19 protein-coding genes and 1 tRNA gene are annotated in these 21,360 nt (G+C 32.2%); all 20 read right to left on the minus strand.

Annotated elements, in window-relative coordinates; all coding sequences use genetic code 11:
• Positions 1 to 10: 10 nt before the first annotated feature.
• Positions 11 to 1,483 carry a DUF5687 family protein gene (locus tag ACKTTR_RS15215; RefSeq protein ID WP_408028637.1) on the minus strand — a complete coding sequence of 491 codons (1,473 nt, stop codon included), beginning with the start codon at positions 1,481 to 1,483 and terminating at the stop codon, positions 11 to 13.
• A 114-nt stretch (positions 1,484 to 1,597) separates the two neighbouring features.
• Positions 1,598 to 2,098, minus strand: a complete 501-nt coding sequence (locus tag ACKTTR_RS15220; protein WP_408028638.1) for a DUF1761 domain-containing protein — start codon at positions 2,096 to 2,098, stop codon at positions 1,598 to 1,600.
• 94 nt (positions 2,099 to 2,192) lie between these two features.
• Entirely contained in the window at positions 2,193 to 3,182 is a 990-nt protein-coding gene (locus tag ACKTTR_RS15225; RefSeq protein ID WP_408028639.1) for a DUF4837 family protein, read from the minus strand.
• 27 nt (positions 3,183 to 3,209) lie between these two features.
• A complete protein-coding gene (locus ACKTTR_RS15230) occupies positions 3,210 to 4,718 on the minus strand; it encodes a lytic transglycosylase domain-containing protein (protein WP_408028640.1) in 1,509 nt (502 codons plus the stop codon).
• 7 nt (positions 4,719 to 4,725) lie between these two features.
• A complete protein-coding gene (locus ACKTTR_RS15235; protein ID WP_408028641.1) occupies positions 4,726 to 5,487 on the minus strand; it encodes an exodeoxyribonuclease III in 762 nt (253 codons plus the stop codon).
• A 66-nt stretch (positions 5,488 to 5,553) separates the two neighbouring features.
• Entirely contained in the window at positions 5,554 to 6,207 is a 654-nt protein-coding gene (locus ACKTTR_RS15240) for a 3-oxoacid CoA-transferase subunit B (protein WP_408028642.1), read from the minus strand.
• Between the two features lie 39 nt (positions 6,208 to 6,246).
• Positions 6,247 to 6,600, minus strand: coding sequence for a four helix bundle protein (locus tag ACKTTR_RS15245; protein ID WP_408028643.1), 354 nt, complete (start codon positions 6,598 to 6,600; stop codon positions 6,247 to 6,249).
• A gap of 38 nt (positions 6,601 to 6,638) precedes the next feature.
• Positions 6,639 to 7,340 carry a CoA transferase subunit A gene (locus ACKTTR_RS15250; protein ID WP_408028644.1) on the minus strand — a complete coding sequence of 234 codons (702 nt, stop codon included), beginning with the start codon at positions 7,338 to 7,340 and terminating at the stop codon, positions 6,639 to 6,641.
• 59 nt (positions 7,341 to 7,399) lie between these two features.
• Positions 7,400 to 9,679, minus strand: a complete 2,280-nt coding sequence (locus ACKTTR_RS15255) for a penicillin-binding protein 1A (protein ID WP_408028645.1) — start codon at positions 9,677 to 9,679, stop codon at positions 7,400 to 7,402.
• Positions 9,679 to 10,164 carry a gliding motility lipoprotein GldH gene (locus ACKTTR_RS15260; protein WP_408028646.1) on the minus strand — a complete coding sequence of 162 codons (486 nt, stop codon included), beginning with the start codon at positions 10,162 to 10,164 and terminating at the stop codon, positions 9,679 to 9,681. The genes ACKTTR_RS15255 and ACKTTR_RS15260 overlap by 1 nt, the downstream gene beginning before the upstream one ends.
• Positions 10,154 to 11,590: a PSP1 domain-containing protein gene (gene ricT / locus ACKTTR_RS15265; RefSeq protein WP_408028647.1), complete on the minus strand. Its 1,437-nt coding sequence runs from the start codon at positions 11,588 to 11,590 to the stop codon at positions 10,154 to 10,156. The genes ACKTTR_RS15260 and ricT overlap by 11 nt, the downstream gene beginning before the upstream one ends.
• Before the next feature lie 227 nt (positions 11,591 to 11,817).
• Complete coding sequence (locus ACKTTR_RS15270; RefSeq protein ID WP_408028648.1) at positions 11,818 to 13,509, minus strand: glutamine--tRNA ligase/YqeY domain fusion protein; 1,692 nt, start codon at positions 13,507 to 13,509, stop codon at positions 11,818 to 11,820.
• Between the two features lie 215 nt (positions 13,510 to 13,724).
• On the minus strand, positions 13,725 to 15,575 hold the full coding sequence (locus tag ACKTTR_RS15275) for a M1 family metallopeptidase (RefSeq protein ID WP_408028649.1): 1,851 nt from the start codon (positions 15,573 to 15,575) through the stop codon (positions 13,725 to 13,727).
• A 1-nt stretch (position 15,576) separates the two neighbouring features.
• Positions 15,577 to 15,981 carry a hypothetical protein gene (locus tag ACKTTR_RS15280; RefSeq protein WP_408028650.1) on the minus strand — a complete coding sequence of 135 codons (405 nt, stop codon included), beginning with the start codon at positions 15,979 to 15,981 and terminating at the stop codon, positions 15,577 to 15,579.
• 67 nt (positions 15,982 to 16,048) lie between these two features.
• Positions 16,049 to 17,668, minus strand: coding sequence for a S8 family serine peptidase (locus tag ACKTTR_RS15285; RefSeq protein WP_408028651.1), 1,620 nt, complete (start codon positions 17,666 to 17,668; stop codon positions 16,049 to 16,051).
• A gap of 10 nt (positions 17,669 to 17,678) precedes the next feature.
• Positions 17,679 to 18,524, minus strand: a complete 846-nt coding sequence (locus ACKTTR_RS15290) for an MBL fold metallo-hydrolase (RefSeq protein WP_099215003.1) — start codon at positions 18,522 to 18,524, stop codon at positions 17,679 to 17,681.
• A gap of 133 nt (positions 18,525 to 18,657) precedes the next feature.
• Complete coding sequence (locus ACKTTR_RS15295) at positions 18,658 to 20,355, minus strand: helix-turn-helix domain-containing protein (protein ID WP_408028652.1); 1,698 nt, start codon at positions 20,353 to 20,355, stop codon at positions 18,658 to 18,660.
• A 244-nt stretch (positions 20,356 to 20,599) separates the two neighbouring features.
• A tRNA-Cys gene (locus ACKTTR_RS15300) sits at positions 20,600 to 20,670 on the minus strand.
• A 55-nt stretch (positions 20,671 to 20,725) separates the two neighbouring features.
• Positions 20,726 to 21,088: a dihydroneopterin aldolase gene (gene folB, locus ACKTTR_RS15305; RefSeq protein ID WP_408028653.1), complete on the minus strand. Its 363-nt coding sequence runs from the start codon at positions 21,086 to 21,088 to the stop codon at positions 20,726 to 20,728.
• A 55-nt stretch (positions 21,089 to 21,143) separates the two neighbouring features.
• Positions 21,144 to 21,356, minus strand: coding sequence for a zinc ribbon domain-containing protein (locus ACKTTR_RS15310; RefSeq protein ID WP_274638774.1), 213 nt, complete (start codon positions 21,354 to 21,356; stop codon positions 21,144 to 21,146).
• Between the last annotated feature and the right edge of the window lie 4 nt (positions 21,357 to 21,360).

Consider the following 21,360-nt stretch of genomic DNA (forward strand, 5'->3'; position numbering starts at 1 on the left):
TTTTAGTTGGTTATGATTTTTGGCTGAATGCGTGTATTGATGCGTACTTACTTTTAATATATCTTTTTTCTATGATGTTCATAAAGTAATTTTTGAAAGCTAAGGCTAAAGCTCCAGCAATTGCAATTGCTAAAACCCCTGCATTAAAACTAACGAACTTGTTGAAAACCCAGAATAGAAACATAGGAACGCCCATTATTGGAATAATTATTAAAAACTGTGTTGCACTAGTACCTTGATAATTTGAAAATCCGCTTTTATTCAAGTCTATACGTTTTCGGTTAAAAGATCCTGCAAATAATAAAAAGAGTGAATTGAACCCAATATTAAATATTGCCCCTGCTGTTATCATTAAAAAAATATCTAATCCATAGAAATAAATATAAGGGATGCTTAACAAATACAAAGCTCCTGACATTACAACCATTAAATACCACTTGCTTTCTAAGAATTTTCGGTAACGAATATTCTGACTCATAAGCATGTTGTAATACTCACTATCCCACGCAGGAATAAATTGTCCATAATTTAGTGTAAAGCCTCCTGTAACAAAAATTGCTGCAAATACTAAGAAAGCTGGCATTTTCTCTCTATATGTTTCTTCTCCAAAGAAAATAGCTCCGTAAAAAAGAAATATAAACGACATAAAGAATACTGTTTTAGTACGTTTATTTCTCCAAATTTGACGAATATCATTTTTAATAAATGGTGCTACATCTCCTAACCTATCAACAAAAGACAAATCAGATTCCTTGGCTACTTCTTCTTTATTTTTTATAGCATCATCTAAATATGCTTTTTCTCTTAATAGTTTAAAGTTTACATAGTATAGCCCTACCAACAAAGCCACTCCTATTAATGACGTAGCTGGAAAGTTATATACCGATTGAAAAATAGGAGCAAACACATCGTTTACGTTAAATAGCTGGTATTTATTTCCAAAAAACAATATCGCTAGTACAGCAATCATTGCTCCCAGTGCATAATTATTTTTATTGATTAAAAAGTTTACATAATTAGCACTCAATACTAGCATAATCATTAAAAACAACCACCCTAAAACTCCCATAACATTGTATCCTTCACCTATTAACACTATTGAAAAAGGCACATAAAAAAACAACGGCATCATATTGAAGAATGACAAAGCCGATTTTCCTAATACAAAATGAACGAGTTTTTCTTTTTTAACAGGTAAGTTTAAAAACGGCTTGATGTTTAGTACTGGCAATTTTTGCATTAAATAGCGAAAAATTAAATCTCCGATTAATAAAAAAACAAGAAACCCATTAACAAAAAAAAGTGGGTCTATATCTGGATATTCTTTTTTAATGAAAAAATATCCTCCTATTCCTATCATTAAAAATGAAACTAGCATATACAATGCAAAAAAGCCCATGATAATTTTTAGTGCAATACTTTTTCCGAAGTAAGAAGAACGAAAAAACTGCTTCCACTCTAACTTTAAAAAATGTGCAATCATTTGGTTTTGTTTTTGGTTGATTATCTTATTTGTCTTTTTCTACAGTTTTTTGTTACATAAAAAAAGCATCAATTTAAAAATTGATGCTTTTAAATATATTATTATGGAGATTTATTATGCCCATTGACAAATAACCCCTCCCATTAAGGCTAACGTAATAATCCAATATCCAGCATTAATAGCTACATATTTAACGCTTTTTCTTTCAAACAATGCTTGAGTAGCTAAAATAGGTAAACCAATTAATAAACCTATCATAGTACCGTGAAGAGCCCCGTGTTTAAATGTTCTAAATCGATCTCCAAAGTTTGCCATAAATTCTTGAAAGTAAGCATAGGCTCCTCCTGTTTGTTCCACAAAACCTGGTTCCCCCATTAAAGTTGATTGTACTCCCCATTGATGGATTACTAATGTTTGTAAGATAAAAGCTAACAAAAAACTAAATACATAAGCTAAACCAAAAATGAGTCCCATGTTTGAACCTTTCATAGACTCATCGGTAAAACCGACCTCTTTCATCCATGCATTCTTAAAAAGTATAGGTCCGTACCAAATAAAACCCATTACCATAGGCACTAATGCAGCAATTGCTGTAATTAAAAAATTAAATTCCATAAGATTATAAAGTTTTGGTTATCAATCAAATATAACAAAAAAAGCATCAAACTTACGTTTAATGCTTTTACTTGTTTCTTATGGAATTATCTTTTTATTTGATTTTTAACGACTTTGCTATCGCTTCTAACTCAAAGATAAAGTCTCTTTTATTTACTGAGGGCGCATAGGTAAAACCTTCAAAAACAATAACACGGTTATTTTCTTTATCAATTATTGTGTAATTAATAAATGGCCCTGCCATGAAATCATTCTTCACCTCCCATTTCCCTCTTGTTTCATAAGCTTTCTTACCATCTATTTCTGCATCAAAAATAAATGGCGTATACGCTTGTTCAGTAATCATATGCATCCCCTCTTTACTTCCAGGAATATGTTTTTTACCTATTGTATCTCTCATTCTTGTAATGTTATCAGCTACTTTACTTTCATCTTCTAACGGATAACTATATATTAAGATATTATTCGTTCCATCTCCTCTTGCAATTCCACTTTTTAAATGTTGACGTAACCACAAAAAGTCTCCAGTATCTTCAACAAGTCTAAACCTTTCAGGAATAGTTAATTCAATCCCTAAGTTTTTAACTGTTTCAAATTTACTTTCATCTAGTTTTTCTTTCTTAAAAATTCTTTGAGTAAATCTTACATCTTCATCTTTAAACAACTTAATTATTTCTTTTCCTCTGTTACGAATTAAATCTACCAAATCTCCTTTGCTTTTAGCTGTTGCATAAACTAATATCTGAGGATCAGCATATTTATTTTTTTCTACAGCAATTTTTTCTTTCTCTCCTTCTCTAAGAATTAAAACTGCTTTTGCATGTCTCATAAATCCATTAAATCCAACAGGATCTATTTGACCTACTGAAAGTAGTGTTTCAGGTTGTGGTAAACCTACTTGATGTTCTCCAAAAACAGAACGGATTTCGTCACCAATTTTACCCTCCCAATCATTTCCTTTTATTACTACCAATATTTTATTGGTATTTCCATTTGATGTTGGTAAAACATAGTCGCTTTTTCCGTTATTTTTACACGAAACTGTTATAAAAATTAGGAAAAATAATGCTATTAGTTTATTCATAGTTTGTGGTGTTTAGTAGTTGTTTTTTTAGCTTTTAAATATTTTAAGTTTCATTCCAGGTTTCAAACTCTTAACACTCCAAATATTGTTCCATTTTTTAATTTCTTCAACAGAAACTGACGGATACTTTTTTGAAATGGTCCATAATGAATCTCCTTCTTTAACAACATACACCTCATGCTTACCTGTTGGTGCTTTATATTTTTTCTTTGAAACCCTTTTTGGAACAGCCATTCTCTTAGGGTAAACACTTAATCTTTGACCTATTTTTAAATGGTGAGTTCGTAAACCATTCCAACGTTTAATATCACTTACTCGTACTCCAAATTTATTAGCTATTTTACCTAGATAGTCTCCACTTCGAACTCTGTAACGAATACGCTTATCCATTTCAAAATACTTTGGTAATGGTTTCTCTCTTTTAGCATCATCTTCATTTGCTAAAGCATAAATTTCTTTTTCCTTTTCTAAGAAATCCATTAAGTTTCTACGAGGCAGTCGTACTGCATAGTTTTTTTCTTTTACATATGGAATAATATCTAACTTATACGACGGATTTAAAAACGCTAATAAATCAGAATCAATACCTGTTTTTTCTGAAATCTGATCAAAACTAATGGTTCTTTTTACACGAACAGTATCTGTCTCAAAATTGAAGATTTTAGGTGCTTCAGGGTAAATATGATGTTTTTCTGCATACTCAAAAATATACATCGTTGCATAAAATGCTGGCACATAACCTGCTGTTTCACGAGGTAAAAACGGGCGAATATTCCAATAGTTTTTATATCCTCCTGAACGCTTTATTGCCTTAGATACATTTCCTGGACCCGAATTATAGGCTGCTAAAGCTAAATCCCAATCACCAAAAATTTTATATAGTTGACTTAAGTATTGACAAGCTGCTTTTGTTGATTTTACAGGATCTTGACGTTCATCTACATAAGAATTTACTTTCAAATCAAACTGAACACCTGTTCCATACATAAACTGCCATAAACCTGTAGCTCCTACCCAAGAACGGGCGTCTGGTCTTAACGCCGACTCAACAATGGCCAAATATTTCATTTCTAACGGAATGTCGTATTGATCTAAGTATTGCTCAAACATTGGAAAATAATATTGAGCACGAGCCATTAATGCTGGATAGTATTTTTTTCGGTATTTTAAGTAACTGTTTATTACTTTTTCTAACGCAGGATTGTACTCTAAATGAAACGGTGTTTTTACATTTAAATCTTGTAATCTTTTCTTTAATAAATCTGTTGTAAGAATTGTGGTTGTATTTCCTAAAATGTCTTTATCATTAATTACATATTGAATACTGTCAAATAACGATGAATTAAATTTTTCTTCAATTAGTAAGCTATCAATCATCTTTAAATCTTCCGTAGAAAATAGCTCTTGGTTTTGCGCTAAATTTATAGAATCATTTACCACAACATCAACACTGTCTTTAGTTACAAAAAGACTATCAACAGGTTGTTGTGCAAAAATTGAAGTTGTAAAAAGTAGTAGTGTTAGTAATTTCTTCATGTTGGTTTTATAAATCTAATTCAACTGCAATTGGGCAATGATCTGAATGTTTTGCTTCTGGTAAAATATATGCTCTTGAAATTTTATCTTTTAATGGTTCGGTTACCATGTTATAGTCAATACGCCAACCTTTGTTATTTGCTCTTGCATTTGCTCGATAACTCCACCAAGAGTACTCTTGTTTTTCTGGATGTAAGTGACGGAAGCTATCAATAAATCCGCTATTGATAAACTTACCTAACCATTCACGCTCTTCTGGCAAAAAACCAGATACTCCTTTCATTTTTGGGTTGTGAATATCTATTTCTTCATGACAGATGTTGTAATCTCCACAAATAACTAAGTTAGGGATTTCTTTTCTTAACTCTGTAGCGTAGGCTAAGATTTCATCCATGTAGTTAAACTTATAGTCTAATCGAGCACTATTAGTTCCTGAAGGTAAATACATACTCATTACAGAAACCTCATCAAAATCTACACGAAGATTTCTCCCTTCAAAATCCATCGATTCTATTCCTGTACCATACTCTACATGGTTTGGTTCTTCCTTACAAAAAATAGCTACTGATGAATAGCCTTTTTTTTCTGCTGAAAACCAAAAATGGTGTGGATAACCTGCATTTTCAAACTCAGTTACATCTAATTGTTCTTTATGAGCTTTGGTTTCTTGAATACATATTACATCAGGATTCGCTGCTTGTAACCAATCGATAAATCCTTTTTTTAATGCTGCTCTAATTCCGTTTACGTTGTATGAGATTATTTTCATCTACTTTTTAAAATACAAAAACGTAAAGCATAGTGCTTTACGTCTTTTTTAAATCCTATAATTTTGTTAAATATCCATTTCTGGAATGTCTCCTTCGACTACTAAAGTTCCTTCTGTAGCTGCTTGAATTTCTTCTACAGATACTCCCGGTGCTCTTTCTAATAAGTGAAATTTATTGTCTTTGATTTCTAATACTGCTAGGTTAGTTACAATTTTTGTTACACAACCTACACCTGTTAATGGTAATGAACATTTTTTAAGTAGCTTCGATTCTCCTCTTTTATTAGTATGCATCATTGCTACAATAATATTATCAGCAGAAGCAACTAAATCCATCGCTCCTCCCATACCTTTCACCATTTTTCCTGGTATTTTCCAGTTCGCTATATCTCCATTTTCAGCTACTTCCATAGCTCCTAAAATAGTTAAATGAACATGTTTTCCACGAATCATTGAAAAGCTAGTAGCTGAATCAAAAAAACTAGCTCCCGGTAACGTAGTTATAGTTTGTTTTCCTGCGTTTATAATATCAGCATCTTCTTCTCCTTCAAAAGGAAAAGGCCCCATACCTAGCACTCCATTTTCTGATTGAAATTCTACCTCAATATCATCACGAACAAAGTTGGCTACTAATGTTGGAATTCCGATACCAAGATTTACATAATATCCGTTTTTTACTTCTTTTGCGATTCTCTTCGCTATTCCGTTTTTATCTAACATTTTTTAATTTGAAAATTTGTTGATTTGAAAATTTGATAATTACTTCTTTTTTGAAGAAGCTATTATTTTACTTATTATCTTAATAATTGTTTTCAAATCTGTTAGTAACTTCTTTTTTGGGCTTGGGTAAAATTCTGATTGTTCACATAATAATAACCAATACTCCAATTCATCAGCTTCTTTCGCTGAAATTTTAAATTTATGAATAAAATCTGCTTTACTTTCTGCATTTTGTGCTTCTCTAATATTGGCTCCTATTGATGTTCCACTTCTAAAAACCTGAGATGCCATTTCATAACGATGTAAAGCCCTTATTTCTTCTGAAAACTTGATGATTTCAAGAGAAAACTCAAAAGTTAATTTTACAATTAAATTTTCTTTATCACTTCTCATTGTTACATTTTCAAATTTTCAAATTGAGCCATTAAAAACTAACCTCGTTTGCGAACGGTTCGTTGTTCAATTCTCTTCTCATACTTTTCTCCTTGGAAAATGCGCTGTACAAAAATTCCTGGAATATGAATTTGATTCGGATCTAATTCTCCTACTGGGACTAACTCCTCAACCTCAGCAACTGTAATTGTAGCTGCCCCACACATATTAGGGTTAAAATTTCTTGAGGTTCCTTTAAAAATTAAGTTTCCAGCAGCATCACCTTTCCATGCTTTTACAAAAGCAAAGTCTGCTTTAAATGCTGGTTCCAATACATACATTTTTCCATCAAACTCGCGAGTTTCTTTTCCTTCTGCTACTTCTGTTCCATAACCTGCTGGAGTATAAAATGCTGGAAATCCTGCTTGTGCTGCTCTACATTTCTCGGCTAAAGTTCCTTGAGGTGTTAATTCTACTTCTAATTCTCCAGACAACATTTGACGCTCAAATTCATCATTTTCTCCTACATAAGAAGAAATCATTTTCTTTATTTGACGATTTTGCAATAACAACCCTAAACCAAAATCATCAACTCCTGCGTTATTGGAAATACAAGTAACATCTTTTACTCCTATTTTTACTAACTCAGCAATAGCATTTTCAGGTATTCCACATAAACCGAACCCTCCTAACATAAAGGTCATTCCATCTTGTACACCTTGCAATGCTTCTTGTACGTTATTTACTTTTTTATTTATCATTATAGTTGTTGTTTTTAAGCTTTACTCACTAAGTGAGGTTTTAAATACTTTACAATTTACTAAAAATCTGTATCGTCTGGTGCTTCTTCTTGTTCCTCTCCTTCTTTTGGTTCCTCAACTTTTGAACAGTCTAAGTTTATACTTATATCTTTAGGTTTTTCAAAACTTTCTTGACTAATGTCTAATGTTTTATCTTCATAACACTTTCTCATAAAAATTGCCCAAGTTGGTAATGACATGGTCGCCCCTTGCCCATACTTTAATCCTGCAAAATGTGTAGCTCTATCTTCTCCTCCTGTCCAAACACCAGTTGCTAAGTTAGGAACAATCCCCATAAACCAACCATCTGATTGATTTTGTGTTGTACCTGTTTTACCTGCAATAGGGTTCGTGAATTTATAAGGGAAACCTGTTACTGCATCTCCTCCTGATGTCCACGTTGAACGTAAACGAGCTCCTGAACCTAACCTTGTTACCCCTTGCATTAAATCTAAAATTACATAAGCAGACTCTTCACTTAACACCTCTTTAGTCTCTGGCACAAATTCCTCTAAAACAGTTCCATTTTTATCTTCTATTCGGGTAATTATTAAAGGGCTTACACGTAACCCTTTATTAGCAAATGTTGAATAAGCACTTACCATTTCTAATAATGATAAATCAATTGCTCCTAATGCAATAGACGGATTTGCCTCTAATTTAGATGTTATTCCTGAAGATTCAGCAAGCCTAACTACATTTATAGGTGAGACTTTATCAATTAATTGTGCTGTAATTACGTTTATTGATTTTGCTAAGGCTTCTTTTAACGTAAGTTCTCCTCCATATTTTCCTCCTGCATTTTTAGGTGTCCAATCTTCTGGCATTCCATATTTTTCCTTTGGAATAGTATATGGTGTATTTGGCAACTTATCACATGGTGACATCTTTAACTGATTAATTGCTGTTGCATATACAAAAGGTTTAAATGTAGAACCTACTTGACGTTTTTGTTGCTCTACTGCATCATATTTGAAATACTTATGGTTTATTCCTCCAACCCAAGCTTTAATATGACCTGTTTGAGGCTCAATAGATACTAAACCTGAACGTAAGAAGTATTTATAATAACGTATTGAATCGTAAGGGGTCATTACCGTATCGCGTTCACCTTTCCATGTGAAAATACGCATATCAGTAGCTGTATTAAATACCTTATCTATTTCTTTTTCAGACTTGCCAGCAGCTTTCATTCGCTTATAACGGTCTGAATTTTGTTTTGCTCTTCTTATAATCTTCTCTATTTCCTTTTTGTTTATATCATAAAAAGGAGCATTTTTATTCCTTTTTTGTTCTTTATCAAAATATGTTTGAAGATTAGCCATGTGTTCATATAATGCTTCTTCAGCATATTTTTGCATGCGAGAGTCTATCGTTGTATAAATTTTTAATCCATCTCTATAAATATTATACTCTTCACCGTTTGGCTTCGGATGTTCTTTTACCCATTCTTTCAAGATGCTTCTCAAATGTTCTCTAAAGTATGTAGCTAAACCATCACTGTGTCCTTCTCTATTTATATTAAGTCCTAAACCTAATTTTTGTAATGAGTCTTTTTGTTGCTGAGTAATAAACTCATTTCTGGTCATTTGCTTTAAAACAACATTTCTTCGTTGTTTTACCATCTCTTTTCTCCTTAAAGGGTTAAAAAGAGAGGAATTTTTAAGCATTCCTACTAGCATTGCAGATTCTTCAACATCTAGCTCTTTTGGCTCTTTTCCAAAATAAATTCGAGCTGCTGAACGAACACCCACTGCTTGATTTAAGAAATCATATTTATTTAAATACATGGTTATGATTTCTTCTTTGGTGTATTGACGCTCTAGCTTAACTGCTACCACCCATTCTTTTACCTTTTGAAGTACTCTTTTGAAAATATTTCGAGAAGCTTTCCCTGTGAACAGCATTTTTGCTAGCTGTTGAGTTATTGTACTCGCTCCTCCACTTCCTGGCTTTAAAACAGCTCTTGCGGTTCCTCTAAAGTCAATTCCTGAATGTTCGTAAAAGCGCTCATCTTCTGTTGCTACTAGTGCTTTTACCATACTCTCTGGTATGTCTTTGTACTTTATAGGTGTTCTATTTTCAACAGCGTATTTTCCTAGAGTTTTACCATCTGATGAAATAATTTCTGTTGCTAAGTTATTTTCTGGGTTCTCTAACTCCTCAAAAGTAGGTAGTGCTCCAAATACCCCCCAAGAAGCTAGTAAAAAAAGTAGGCAAACAAACATAAATCCTCCTAAAATGATGCCCCAAAACCATTTAATGTACTTACTAAAATTTGTTGTTTTCTTCTCTGTCATTACTTTATTTTTTCTATTCTAAACCCCACATGAGTTATTCCTTCTAACTCTTCAATTCCTTCAAGTTCTCCATTTTTTCGCATGGCTTGTCGAACTTTAAAAGTATATTCTCCTTTTCGGGGAAATGTTATGTTTTCTTTATAAAAAAGTTTATTTTCTTTAATATCTGTAAAACCTTGCCCTAAAAATTTCCCTGTAACATCTGCCATATCATACTCCAATGTATCTATGATTATTTGTCCATCAGGAAAATTCATTTGTGTAATTAAAAAAAGATTACTGTATGCATAATCTTTATTATTTCTAAGGTTTATAAAAAGGTTCTTCTTACCAATAGAGTCATTAATTGGAAATGTAAATTGTATTGCATTTCTTTTATTCCATGAGCTTTTAGGAAGCGCAATATAATTATCAAACTCACTATTTGAATCGCATGAAGCTAATAGCATGGCTACTAAAAAAAAGATGCCAATTTTACTTCTCATTATTGGTGTTATTTTTATTATCGCTATTGTTTCTTTTTCGTTGATTGTTATTTTTTTTTCTAGGGTTTCTCGGTTTTTTTTGTTGTCCTTGTGGTTTATCAGTTGTTTTACTTTCAGGTTTTGGCTTTCTCGTTTTAGGGTTGTTTTTAGGTCTTGGTTTCCTATTATCAACTCTCTTTTTTTCTGTTTTTTGGCCTCCTTCAGTTTTTTCCGTTTTCCCTTGTGGTTTTTTCTTTTGCCTTTTATTTGTTTGCGGTTGTTTATCTACTTCCGTTTTACTTGTTGGTTTTCTTTTTCTACGTCTACTGTTTTTACGACTTTTTTTAGGTACATCAAAACGAGTTAAACTATCTTGACCAACAACATTCTCAAAATCAACAGAAACCTCTTCTGTTATCTCCAATTCATATTCTTCTAACGGTAAAGCAAGCTCATTATTTTTGTTTAATTCTATGATCTCTTGAACTTGATCTAACGATAGTTTATACCATTTAAAACTTTCTTCTTTGTAAGTGTACCAAAGTAGTTTTTTAAAGATGTCCATCTTAACAAAAACAGCATCTCCTTTTTCTGTTTTTAACACTTTATCTTGCTTTGGAAAGCTTTGTAATGCATCTAAATACGTATCTAATTCGTAGTTTAAACAACACTTTAGTTTACCACATTGTCCTGCTAACTTTAATGGATTTAATGATAGCTGTTGATAACGAGCTGCTGCTGTATTTACTTTTCTAAAATCGGTTAACCAAGTAGAACAACATAATTCTCTACCGCAAGAGCCAATTCCTCCTAAACGAGCTGCTTCTTGACGCATTCCTACCTGACGCATTTCTACTCTAATAGAAAAAGCGCTAGCTAAGTCACGAATTAACTGACGAAAATCTACACGTTCATCTGCCGTGTAATAAAACGTAGCTTTGGTTCCGTCTCCTTGATATTCAACATCAGAAAGTTTCATTTTTAAGCCTAGTCGGCTTATAATTTCTCTTCCTTTTCGTTGTGTTTCTAGCTCTCTTCCTCTGGCTTCTTGCCAAACATCAATATCTTTTTGAGATGCTTTTCTGTAAATTTTCTTTACTTCATCACTATCTGTAGTAATTTTTCTTTTTTTCATTTGAACTCTTACAAGCTCTCCTGCTAAAGAAACAATACCAACATCGTGCCCTGAAGATCCTTCAACTGCAACCACATCTCCCATTGAAAGGGTTAAGTTTTCAGGATTTTTATAAAAGTGTTTTCGTCCATTTTTAAAACGGACTTCAAAAATATTAAATGGTGCTTCACCTGAAGGTAAAGTCATATTTGATAACCAATCAAAAACAGCGAGCTTATTTCCACTTCCACATGTGCCTGTAGCACAATTTCCGTTACTCTTACAGCCATTTGGCACACCGCTTTTGTTAGTTGAGCAACTGCTACAACTCATACGATAGTATATTTTTTTGAAATATTTTTTAAACCTGTGATATTTACAGTATCAAAAAACATTTTTATTATTTGATTTTCAGCTGCATAAAATTTACTTTATAACAACTATCCTTAATCTGTAAAGATACATATTCTAATGAAAAGTGAAAATTGATTTTTTTGTTAAAAAAAACGCCGCTTTTTTGTTAAAAGCGACGTTTTTTATTTGTTTTATGTCTTTTGGCTCTAATTATTCTTTTTTGCCCAGTTATCTCTTAGTCCAACCGTTTTATTGAATACTAAATTTTCTGCTGTTGAATCATCATCTACATTAAAATACCCTAAACGTTGGAACTGAAAGCGGTCTCCAATTTTTGCTTCTTGTAAGCTTGGTTCAACGTAAGCCGTAATTTTTTCTAACGAATTCGGATTTAAAAACTCCATAAAGTCTTTATCTTTATGACTGTCTGGTGCTTCATCTGAAAACAATCTGTCATACGCTCTTACCTCAGATTTTACTGCATGTTTTATAGAAACCCAGTGTAAAGTTCCTTTTACCTTACGCTTACTTTCTTCTGTTCCGCTTCCTGATTTTGTTAATGGATCATATGTACAGTGAATTACCGTAATGTTTCCATTTTCATCTTTTTCTACGCTATTAGCCGTGATAAAATACGCATTCTTTAAACGTACTTCTTTTCCTAATTTTAAACGGAAGAACTTTTTGTTTGCTTCTTCTCTAAAGTCTTCACGTTCTATATAAATTTCTCTTGAAAATGGAACTTCTCTTGTACCAGAGTTTTCATCTTCTGGATTGTTTTCAGCAATTAAAATCTCTTCTTGATCTTCTGGATAATTATCTATTACCACTTTTACTGGATCTAAAACAGCCATTACACGATTCGCTGTTTTGTTTAAATCTTCTCTAATTTTGAATTCCAGTAACGCTACATCAATCACATTTTCACGTTTAGAAACTCCTACCGTTTCAACAAAACTACGAATAGAAGCAGGGGTATAACCACGGCGACGTAATCCTGAAATGGTTGGCATACGTGGATCATCCCATCCTGAAACGATTCCTTCTTCCACCAATTTCATTAACTTACGTTTGCTCATTACTGTATAGCTTAAGTTTAAACGTGAGAATTCTCTTTGTTTTGGTGGTAATGGGTATTCTGATTGACTATATTCATACACATTATCTCTAAACCAATTGTATAATTCACGGTGAGGTTTAAACTCTAATGAACATAGTGAATGAGAGATTTGTTCTATATAATCACTTTCTCCGTGTGTCCAGTCGTACATTGGATAAATTACCCAATCATTTCCTGTACGGTGATGTTCCTTCTTTAAAATACGATACATAATAGGGTCACGCATTAACATATTTGGTGAAGCCATATCTATTTTAGCACGTAACACATGAGAACCTTCTTCAAATTCACCGTTTTTCATACGCGTGAATAAATCTAAATTTTCTTCAATACTTCTGTCTCTATTAGGCCCTGCTACTCCTGGTTGCGTTGGCGTTCCTTTTTGCTCTGCCATTGCTTCAGAAGATTGGTTGTCTACATATGCTTTTCCGTCTTTAATTAATTGAACTGCCCAATCATATAATTGTTGGAAATAATCAGAAGAATAACATTCTTTTTCCCATTGATACCCTAACCAAGCTACATCTCGCTTAATAGCGTCTACATATTCTTGCTCTTCTTTTGCTGGGTTTGTATCATCAAAACGAAGATTTACTGGAGCATTGTATTTTTCTCCTAAACCAAAACTAATACCAATAGCTTTTGTATGCCCTATATGTAAGTATCCGTTTGGTTCTGGCGGAAAACGAAAACGCAAATTTTCTTTTGGCATTCCATTTGCCAAATCTTCTTCAACAATTTGCTCTAAAAAATTCAATGATTTCTTTTCTTCTGACATCTTTATAAATTATGTACGTGTTCTATTTTTACAGCCTTCTATAGTTCTCTCTTAAAACTTAATTAATTAAGAGCTTCCTAAAAGGTTTAAGCAACAAAATTACATAGAATCTATGAGATAATTACACAAAGAAAATTATGGATTATTTTTTTTAATAAAAAAACGGAAAACCTATATAGATTTTCCGTTTTTGGTATTTAATGTATCGTCTGAATTTACTTCCCGTACGAGTTGTTTTCTTGATTTACGTCTGCCATTAGTTTTGATGGATCAATTTCAACTGATTTCACCTCTTTTTTTGTTGTAAAAGTATACGTTGGATGTGCAAAAGTCCAATCTGTAATAACTGTAGCATTAGTTGGTTTTTCTCCACGCATCATACGTAACGGAATATTAAATAATTCTTTTGAACCATCTGTATAAGTTACCTCAACATCAATAGGCATTGGCATTTGACCAATACGTTCTAAGGTAATTTCTTTTCCGTTTACTGATTTAATTCCGTAATCAATAATATGTGTTGTTTGCGTCCATTCATTCAAATACCAGTCTAACTGAAGTCCTGAAACTCTTTCAGCTGTACGTTTAATATCATTTGGTGTTGGATGCTTAAAAGAAAAGTCTTCAAAATATTTCTTTAGCGTTTTTGCTACATTTTCTTTTCCAATAATATATTCTAACTGAGATAAGAAAATGTTTCCTTTTGAATAACTCGCAACTCCATACGCTGTATTTGTGTGATACCTATCAGCGTGTGTTGTTAAAGGTTCTTCAATATTATTTTTTACCACGTAATTATACCCTCGGTAAGATCCTGCATGTGGATTTTCTTTTCCTTCTCCTAAAATTTCATTTTCTGCTTTGTTTGAAATATAGGTGGTGAACCCTTCGTCCATCCAAGGATGTTTACTTTCATTGGTTGCTAACAAGAATTGGAACCAAGTATGTGCTAATTCGTGTGCTGTTACTCCAAATAAGCTTCCCCATTTACGTTGTCCTGTAATTAATGTACACATTGCATATTCCATACCTCCATCTCCTCCTTGAATAACTGAGTATTGCTTATATGGGTACTGACCTATATGCTCACTAAAATACTTCATTAATTCAGCTGTTTTAGGTTGTAGCTTTTTCCAGTTTTCTAAATACTCAGCATCTAATGTTTTCTTGTAGAGGAAATGTAAATCAATTCCATTATCCATTTTATAGGTATCATGAATAAACTCTAGATCTGCTCCCCATGTAAAATCATGTACGTTTGGCGCAGTGAATTTCCATGTTAATTTATCTCCTGAAGGAAGGTTTAATGGTTTTGTTTTGTCTTCGTAACCATGACCTACTTCTTGAGGGTTTTGTACATATCCTGTTCCTCCAACTACATAATTCTTATCAATATGAAGTGTTACATCAAAATTACCCCAAACTCCATGGAATTCTCTTCCTAAGTATGGTGGTGTATGCCAACCTTCAAAATCATATTCAGCCATTTTAGGATACCATTGTGTCATTGACAAAGCAACTCCTTCAGCACTATTACGACCCGAACGACGGATTTGTTTTGGTACTTGCGCATCAAAAATCATATCGAACGTTACACTTTCTCCTGGTTGAATTGGTTTGTTTAATGTAACTTCTAAAATAGTTCCAACGGTTTCGTGTTTTACTACCGAACCGTTTTGTTTTAAAGAACTTACTTTTATGTATCCTATTTCTGAAGGTGATAATTTACTAATACGATCTCCCACTCTTCTGTCTGGATCTTGGATATTTCTTGAACGAACATCCATTTGTGAGTTTGGTTGAAATGCATTGAAATATAAATGATAGAATACTTTATTTAATGCATCAGGCGAATTGTTTGTGTACACCAATTTTTGCGTTCCTTTATATTGATATGTTTTAACATTCATATCAATGTCCATAGTATAATCAACATGTTGTTGCCAATACCCTTGGTTAGATTGCTTGTGTACTTTTGTTTTTGTTATGGTTTTGTTTTTTGTGCTATTTACGGTAGCACAAGAAATAACCGGTAACAATAAAAGGCTTAAGATTATTTTCTTCATATTAAACTGATTTAATCCCCATTGAGGTTAGTGTTTTCTTAAAATCACTTAGTTCTTTTTCATTTTTTAATACTGGAAAACCACGTCTTTTTCCATTACGTAATTTTAGAAAAATTCGTTCTCTTCCGTAGGTTTTTCTAGTTTCTATCCCTTCAATTTCATTAAGTAGATATTTAGATTTCCATGATCTTTTTACCACGTAATAAAATATTACTACTACAGAAACTACTGCAAGTAAAAACATAAAAACAAAAAGAGTTTCATTGTTTTTGTAACTCATTAAATACAGCTGAACTCCCATATTAATTCCATTAATTAACATCAAAGAGATAATTAACCATGAATGCATTGGCACTTCATCTTTAATTGTTAATTCCTGTGTTTTTTTGTTGAACTCTAGTTGCATGTGTTTTCCTATAACAAAAAAAGAGCATCAAAAAATAATGCTCTTTTTTAGCTTGTTTATAATAGTTTTATTTTCTTCCGTTTACCATTCTATCAGCCATTCTAACTGCATTGTATGCATTTACAACACGTCCTGATACTGATAATTCTGAGAAAGGTACCATCTCATCTCTAGTTCCTGGTTTAACAACCTCTAAATCTATTTTAGTTCCAGAGTTCATTAAAATGTGCTTTACTTGACTTGCTGTTAACTCAGGATAGTAAGAACGTACTAATGCTGCAACTCCTGCTGCTGCTGGAGAAGCCATTGAAGTTCCATTAAATTTCTTGTATTCATTATCTGGAGTAGTTGAATATACTTGTACTCCAGGAGCAAATACGTCTACGTTCTTTTTACCATAATTAGAGAAGTTTGCTGGTAATGTTTTATCATAATTAGCACTCATTGCTCCAATAGTTAAAAAGTTATCTGCAATTTCATTTGTTAAATCTGGTGCATCATTAGGGAAAGTCTTCTCAACATCAATATTCTTTCCATCATTTCCTGCTGCATTTACAATTAATACATCTTTAGATGCTGCATATTTTATTGCATCATAAACCCACTCTTTGTTTGGTGAAAAACCTTTACCAAAACTCGTATTAATAACTTTTGCTCCGTTATCTACTGCATAACGAATACCTAAAGCAACATCTTTATCATACTCATCTCCATCAGATACTGAACGTACAGCCATAATTTTCACATTAGCAACCCCGTTCATTCCTTTATCGTTATTTCTTGTTGCTCCAATTATACCTGAAACGTGAGAACCATGTGCTTCATCTTTTTCAGAGTGACCTGTATTACCGTTTCCGTATCCTGGTTTATCGTTAATATCATACGCGTTATCACCAACAACTGTACGGTAATCTGTTTTTAAGTTTTCTCCATTTATTGTCTTTTCAGCATTTTTAATACCTTTTTCAAAGTATTCTTTTGCTTCTTCAAGTGTATCGAAATAACCAAACATTCTGGTTGCAAAGTTTTTTGCGTTGCCTAACATTTCGTCATTGGTATTGATGGCTTCTACTTCTTCTTTAGTATACGTTGACTTTCCAAAGTATTTAGTAAATGCTTTATCAGCATCTCCAACCATTCCTTTTAAACCTCCATAACGAGCAACCGTTTTCTTTGCTTCTGCTATCTTTTCTGCTTGATAAGCTTTTACTTCTGCTAAGGTTTCAGCATCTGCAACCTCTGGTTTCATTAAAATACGCTCATACTCTAAATGCTCTTTATAAGCATCTCCTAAGAAATTCCATCCATTGATATCATCAACATAACCATTTTTATCATTATCAATTCCATCTCCGGCTATTTCTTTAGTGTTTATCCAAGCTACATCAACTAAGTCTTCATGTTTTAAATCAGTTCCAGAATCAACAACACCAACTACAACTCCTACATGTTTTTTTCCTTTTAGAAACTCATAGGCTTTATTTACACTCATCCCTGGAATTGTGTCTGTAGCTAAGTCTAAATGTTGCCAGTTTTCTTGTTCGTAATCTGTTAACTCAGCCTTTTTTGCTGGAATATTCACTACGATATTACTTCCTGCTGGCACAGGGATTTTGCTTACTGTTTTACAGCTAGCTAAGGTAGCTACTGCAATTGCCGAGTAAAATACGGGCTTTAAAACTCTCATAATCTCTATCTTAATTAAAAATATCTGTAAACTTAAATGTTTCCTTTAAACGAACTCCTTTTTCTGTATGCTTTACTGTTATTACTTCGTTGTAAGCATCGTGTTCTAAAAACAGGTAAAATTCTTTATCAGCTGCTTCGTTTAAAAAAGCTTCTTTTTCTTTCAAGGTAAGTAGTGGTCTTGTATCATACCCCATAACATAAGGTAAAGGAACATGACCTGCTGTTGGCAATAAATCCGCCATAAACACCAATGTTTTTCCTTGGTATTCTATTTTTGGCAGCATTTGTTTTTCGGTATGTCCATCTTTGAACAATACATCAAAGCCAACATAATCTTTTGCATTTAGATGTAAAAAGTTTAGTTGTCCGCTTTCTTCAATTGGCAAGATGTTTTCTTTTAAAAAAGATGCTTTTTCTCTCGCATTTGGATGTACTGCCCAGTCCCAATGACGTTGATTACTCCAAAAACGTGCATTTTTAAAAGCTGGTTCATAGCCTGTTCTGTCTTTATTCCATTGAATTGCTCCTCCACAATGGTCGAAATGTAAGTGTGTTAAAAACACATCGGTAATATCATCTCTATGAAAACCATATTTTGCTAAAGAAGTATCTAATGAAAAGTCTCCATATAAATAATAATATCCAAAAAACTTATCAGACTGCTTATTACCAATACCTGTATCAATTAGTGTTAAACGATCACCATCTTCAATTAACATACAACGCATGCCCATTGAGATCATGTTATTTTCATCGGCTGGATTTGTTTTTTGCCAAATCGTTTTCGGAACTACGCCAAACATAGCGCCTCCGTCTAATTTAAAGTTTCCTGTTTCTATCGGGTAAATTCGCATAACTACAAAGATGCAGAATTTTAACGAATTAATTTGTTAAGGAAAACAAAAAGTGCCTAGTTTCTAGAAATGCTATCTGCCATAATTAACGCATTGTAAGTATTTAGATTTTCCGAGTGATTTTATAAAATCATTAAAGGTTATCATCTCTTTTTTCTAATTCTTTCAAAAAATAAGAAGGTTTAATTCCTTTAGCTTTAAAAAATGCCTTAGAAAACGATTCTGCGTTGTTAAAACCTGCCTCTTTAGCAATGGCTTTAATTGTAAATTTCCTAAGAATCTTATCTTCTTTTAATCTATCAACTATATATTCAATTCTTAAATCACTCAGATAAGCAGAAAAAGATTTACCTTTATAATGGTTAACTACTTTAGATAGATATTGAGTATTAGTATTTAACTCTTTTGCCAGAGAGTTTAGTGTTATATTTTTAACGACAAACTTTTTATCTCTTTCAAAAAGAGATAAATCGCTTAATACTTTATCTATTGTTTCTTTAGGGATATTTAACTTTATTTCTGTTGTCTCTGTTGTTTCTGCTGCCTCTACCGCCTCTGTTTTTTTGATAACTTCCTCAAATCTAGATTTATATGTTTTTCTTTTTTTGTTTTGAACTATTGCAATAATAATAAACATAAGAGTCGCTAGTAATAACATCCAAAAAAACACTATAGATTTCTTCTCTTTATTCTTTAATTGATAAATTAGTTTTTCTTTTTTTGAAATAAGGTTTGGTATATCATATTCTTTAATTAAGTTTTTATTTATAAAAAGCTCATTAGCATGAAGAATACTATCGAGTTTTATAAGTTGATTTGTATAATCTATTTGCGCCTTTAAATCATCTTTTTTTTGTACATACTCAATCAAAAAATAATACGTACCTCTCAAAACAGGTAGAAGATCATTTGTTTTTCTGAAAATAGAATCTACTTTTTTAAAACTTTCTACTGCTTTTGTAATTTTACCTAATTTTTCATATGACTTCCCTAAAAAATAATATGATTCAGAAGTATTCGGTAAATCTTCTTTACTTTTAAAATATTTAGATGCTTTAGTTAAACTATCAATAGACAACTTATATTGTTCTTTGTAGTAATGTGTAATTCCCTGACTTAATGTAAAAAAAACAATACTTTCTTTTTCTTGTAAACGTAAAGCTTCATCTACTCCTAATCTATTATAATAAAAAGCAGAATCCAAATTTGGAATATAGTTATAAGTATCTGATACTGCATAAATAGACTGAAGATACTCTTCATTAAGCTTCCCTTTTAAATACTTACCTGTTAGTTTCAAGTTATTTTTATGAATAATTAGAGCTTCTTTATGCTCCCCTATTCTATTTTTCACCAACCCAATATTGTATTCTAGCAAACACCCTAATATTGGAAACTTGTCATAATCTGCATACTCTTTAGCCAAGATGTAATTTTTTAACTCTCTCTTAAAATCTCTTTTATTATAAAAGTACTCTCCCTTTCTCTTGTACGCAGATGCTGTAAAAGCCTTGTAATTATTATTCTTCAAACTTATTGATAGTATACTATCTAAATAAATTAAAGATTTATCATTATACAATGTACTTGCAAGTTCATAGCCTAGAAGCAGCTGAAACTCATTTTTTTCTTTTTTAGCTTTTTTTATCCAATACCCCAAATAAAGTTTACTTTTTTTTACACTTCGCTCATTATTATAAATATACAACAACTCATCAAAGCTTTTACTTGAAAGCGTATCAACTTTACTTTGCCCAAAAGAGCTTATAAACAAAAACAAAAAAAAGAATAGTGCTGTCTGTTTTTTATATGTCTCTGATTTATTTTTCATTCCTCTACTAATTTCCTTTTACCTTTTTCACTAAAAAAAACCATTCAATGTTTTTTAAATTTTACAAAGGCAAATGTAATAGCAGACAAGGCAAATACGGATATATACCTAGAGATATTAATCTATATTTATAAATAACTACCTTTTTCATATCATTTAAATAAGAATATTACAACTTATGGCAACAACAAATGCCGCAAATAAATTAAATAAAAAAGCTCATCAATAATTGATGAGCTTTTTGAGGTGTCGAGCGGATTCGAACCGCTGTAGATGGTGTTGCAGACCACTGCCTAGCCACTCGGCCACGACACCTTATATTGATAAGGACTGCAAATTTACAGCTTTTATCGTTTTTTGCAAGCTTTTTTTACTTTTTACGTACTTCTGATAAAACAATTGCTACCTCAGCAACATTTCCTCCAATTGGTGGATTAATTTTTGCTACGCTAACCTCCGCTTCATCAACCAGTTGTATTTCTTTAAAGATTCTATCTAAAATTCGTTGGGCAACATGTTCTAATAATTTAGAACGAATCGCCATTTCTTCTTTTACAATTTGATTCAAATGTACATAATCTACCGTATCAACCAGTTCATCGGTTTGTGATGATTTTTGTAAATCGGCTTTTACTTCGATATCTACTCGGTATTCCGAACCTATTCTTGCTTCCTCATCTAAGCATCCGTGATTTGTAAAAACACGAATGTCGTTTACACGTATAATTCCCATGCCGCAAAAATAGTAATGTTTCTATTAGAATTCATTCAAATTTTTATCAGATTTCCTAGTTCGTAAAGAAATCAAATATGTTGCTTAAAGCACTCGTTCTCGCTTTGTAAAACTCAGTATAACTACATCTTTTACAAGTTACACTCGTAAACTTTTTGTTTTGTACATCAAAAATTTTAGACAACGTTCCTCCAGTAGCTCTCATTTCGGCTACTTCATAGGTTTTATTATTACATTTCGGACAGGTATAATTTAATGGCTTACTCATAAAT

The sequence above is a fragment of the Tenacibaculum litoreum genome, assembly GCF_964513915.1.
Classification (GTDB): Bacteria; Bacteroidota; Bacteroidia; order Flavobacteriales; family Flavobacteriaceae; genus Polaribacter; species Polaribacter litoreum.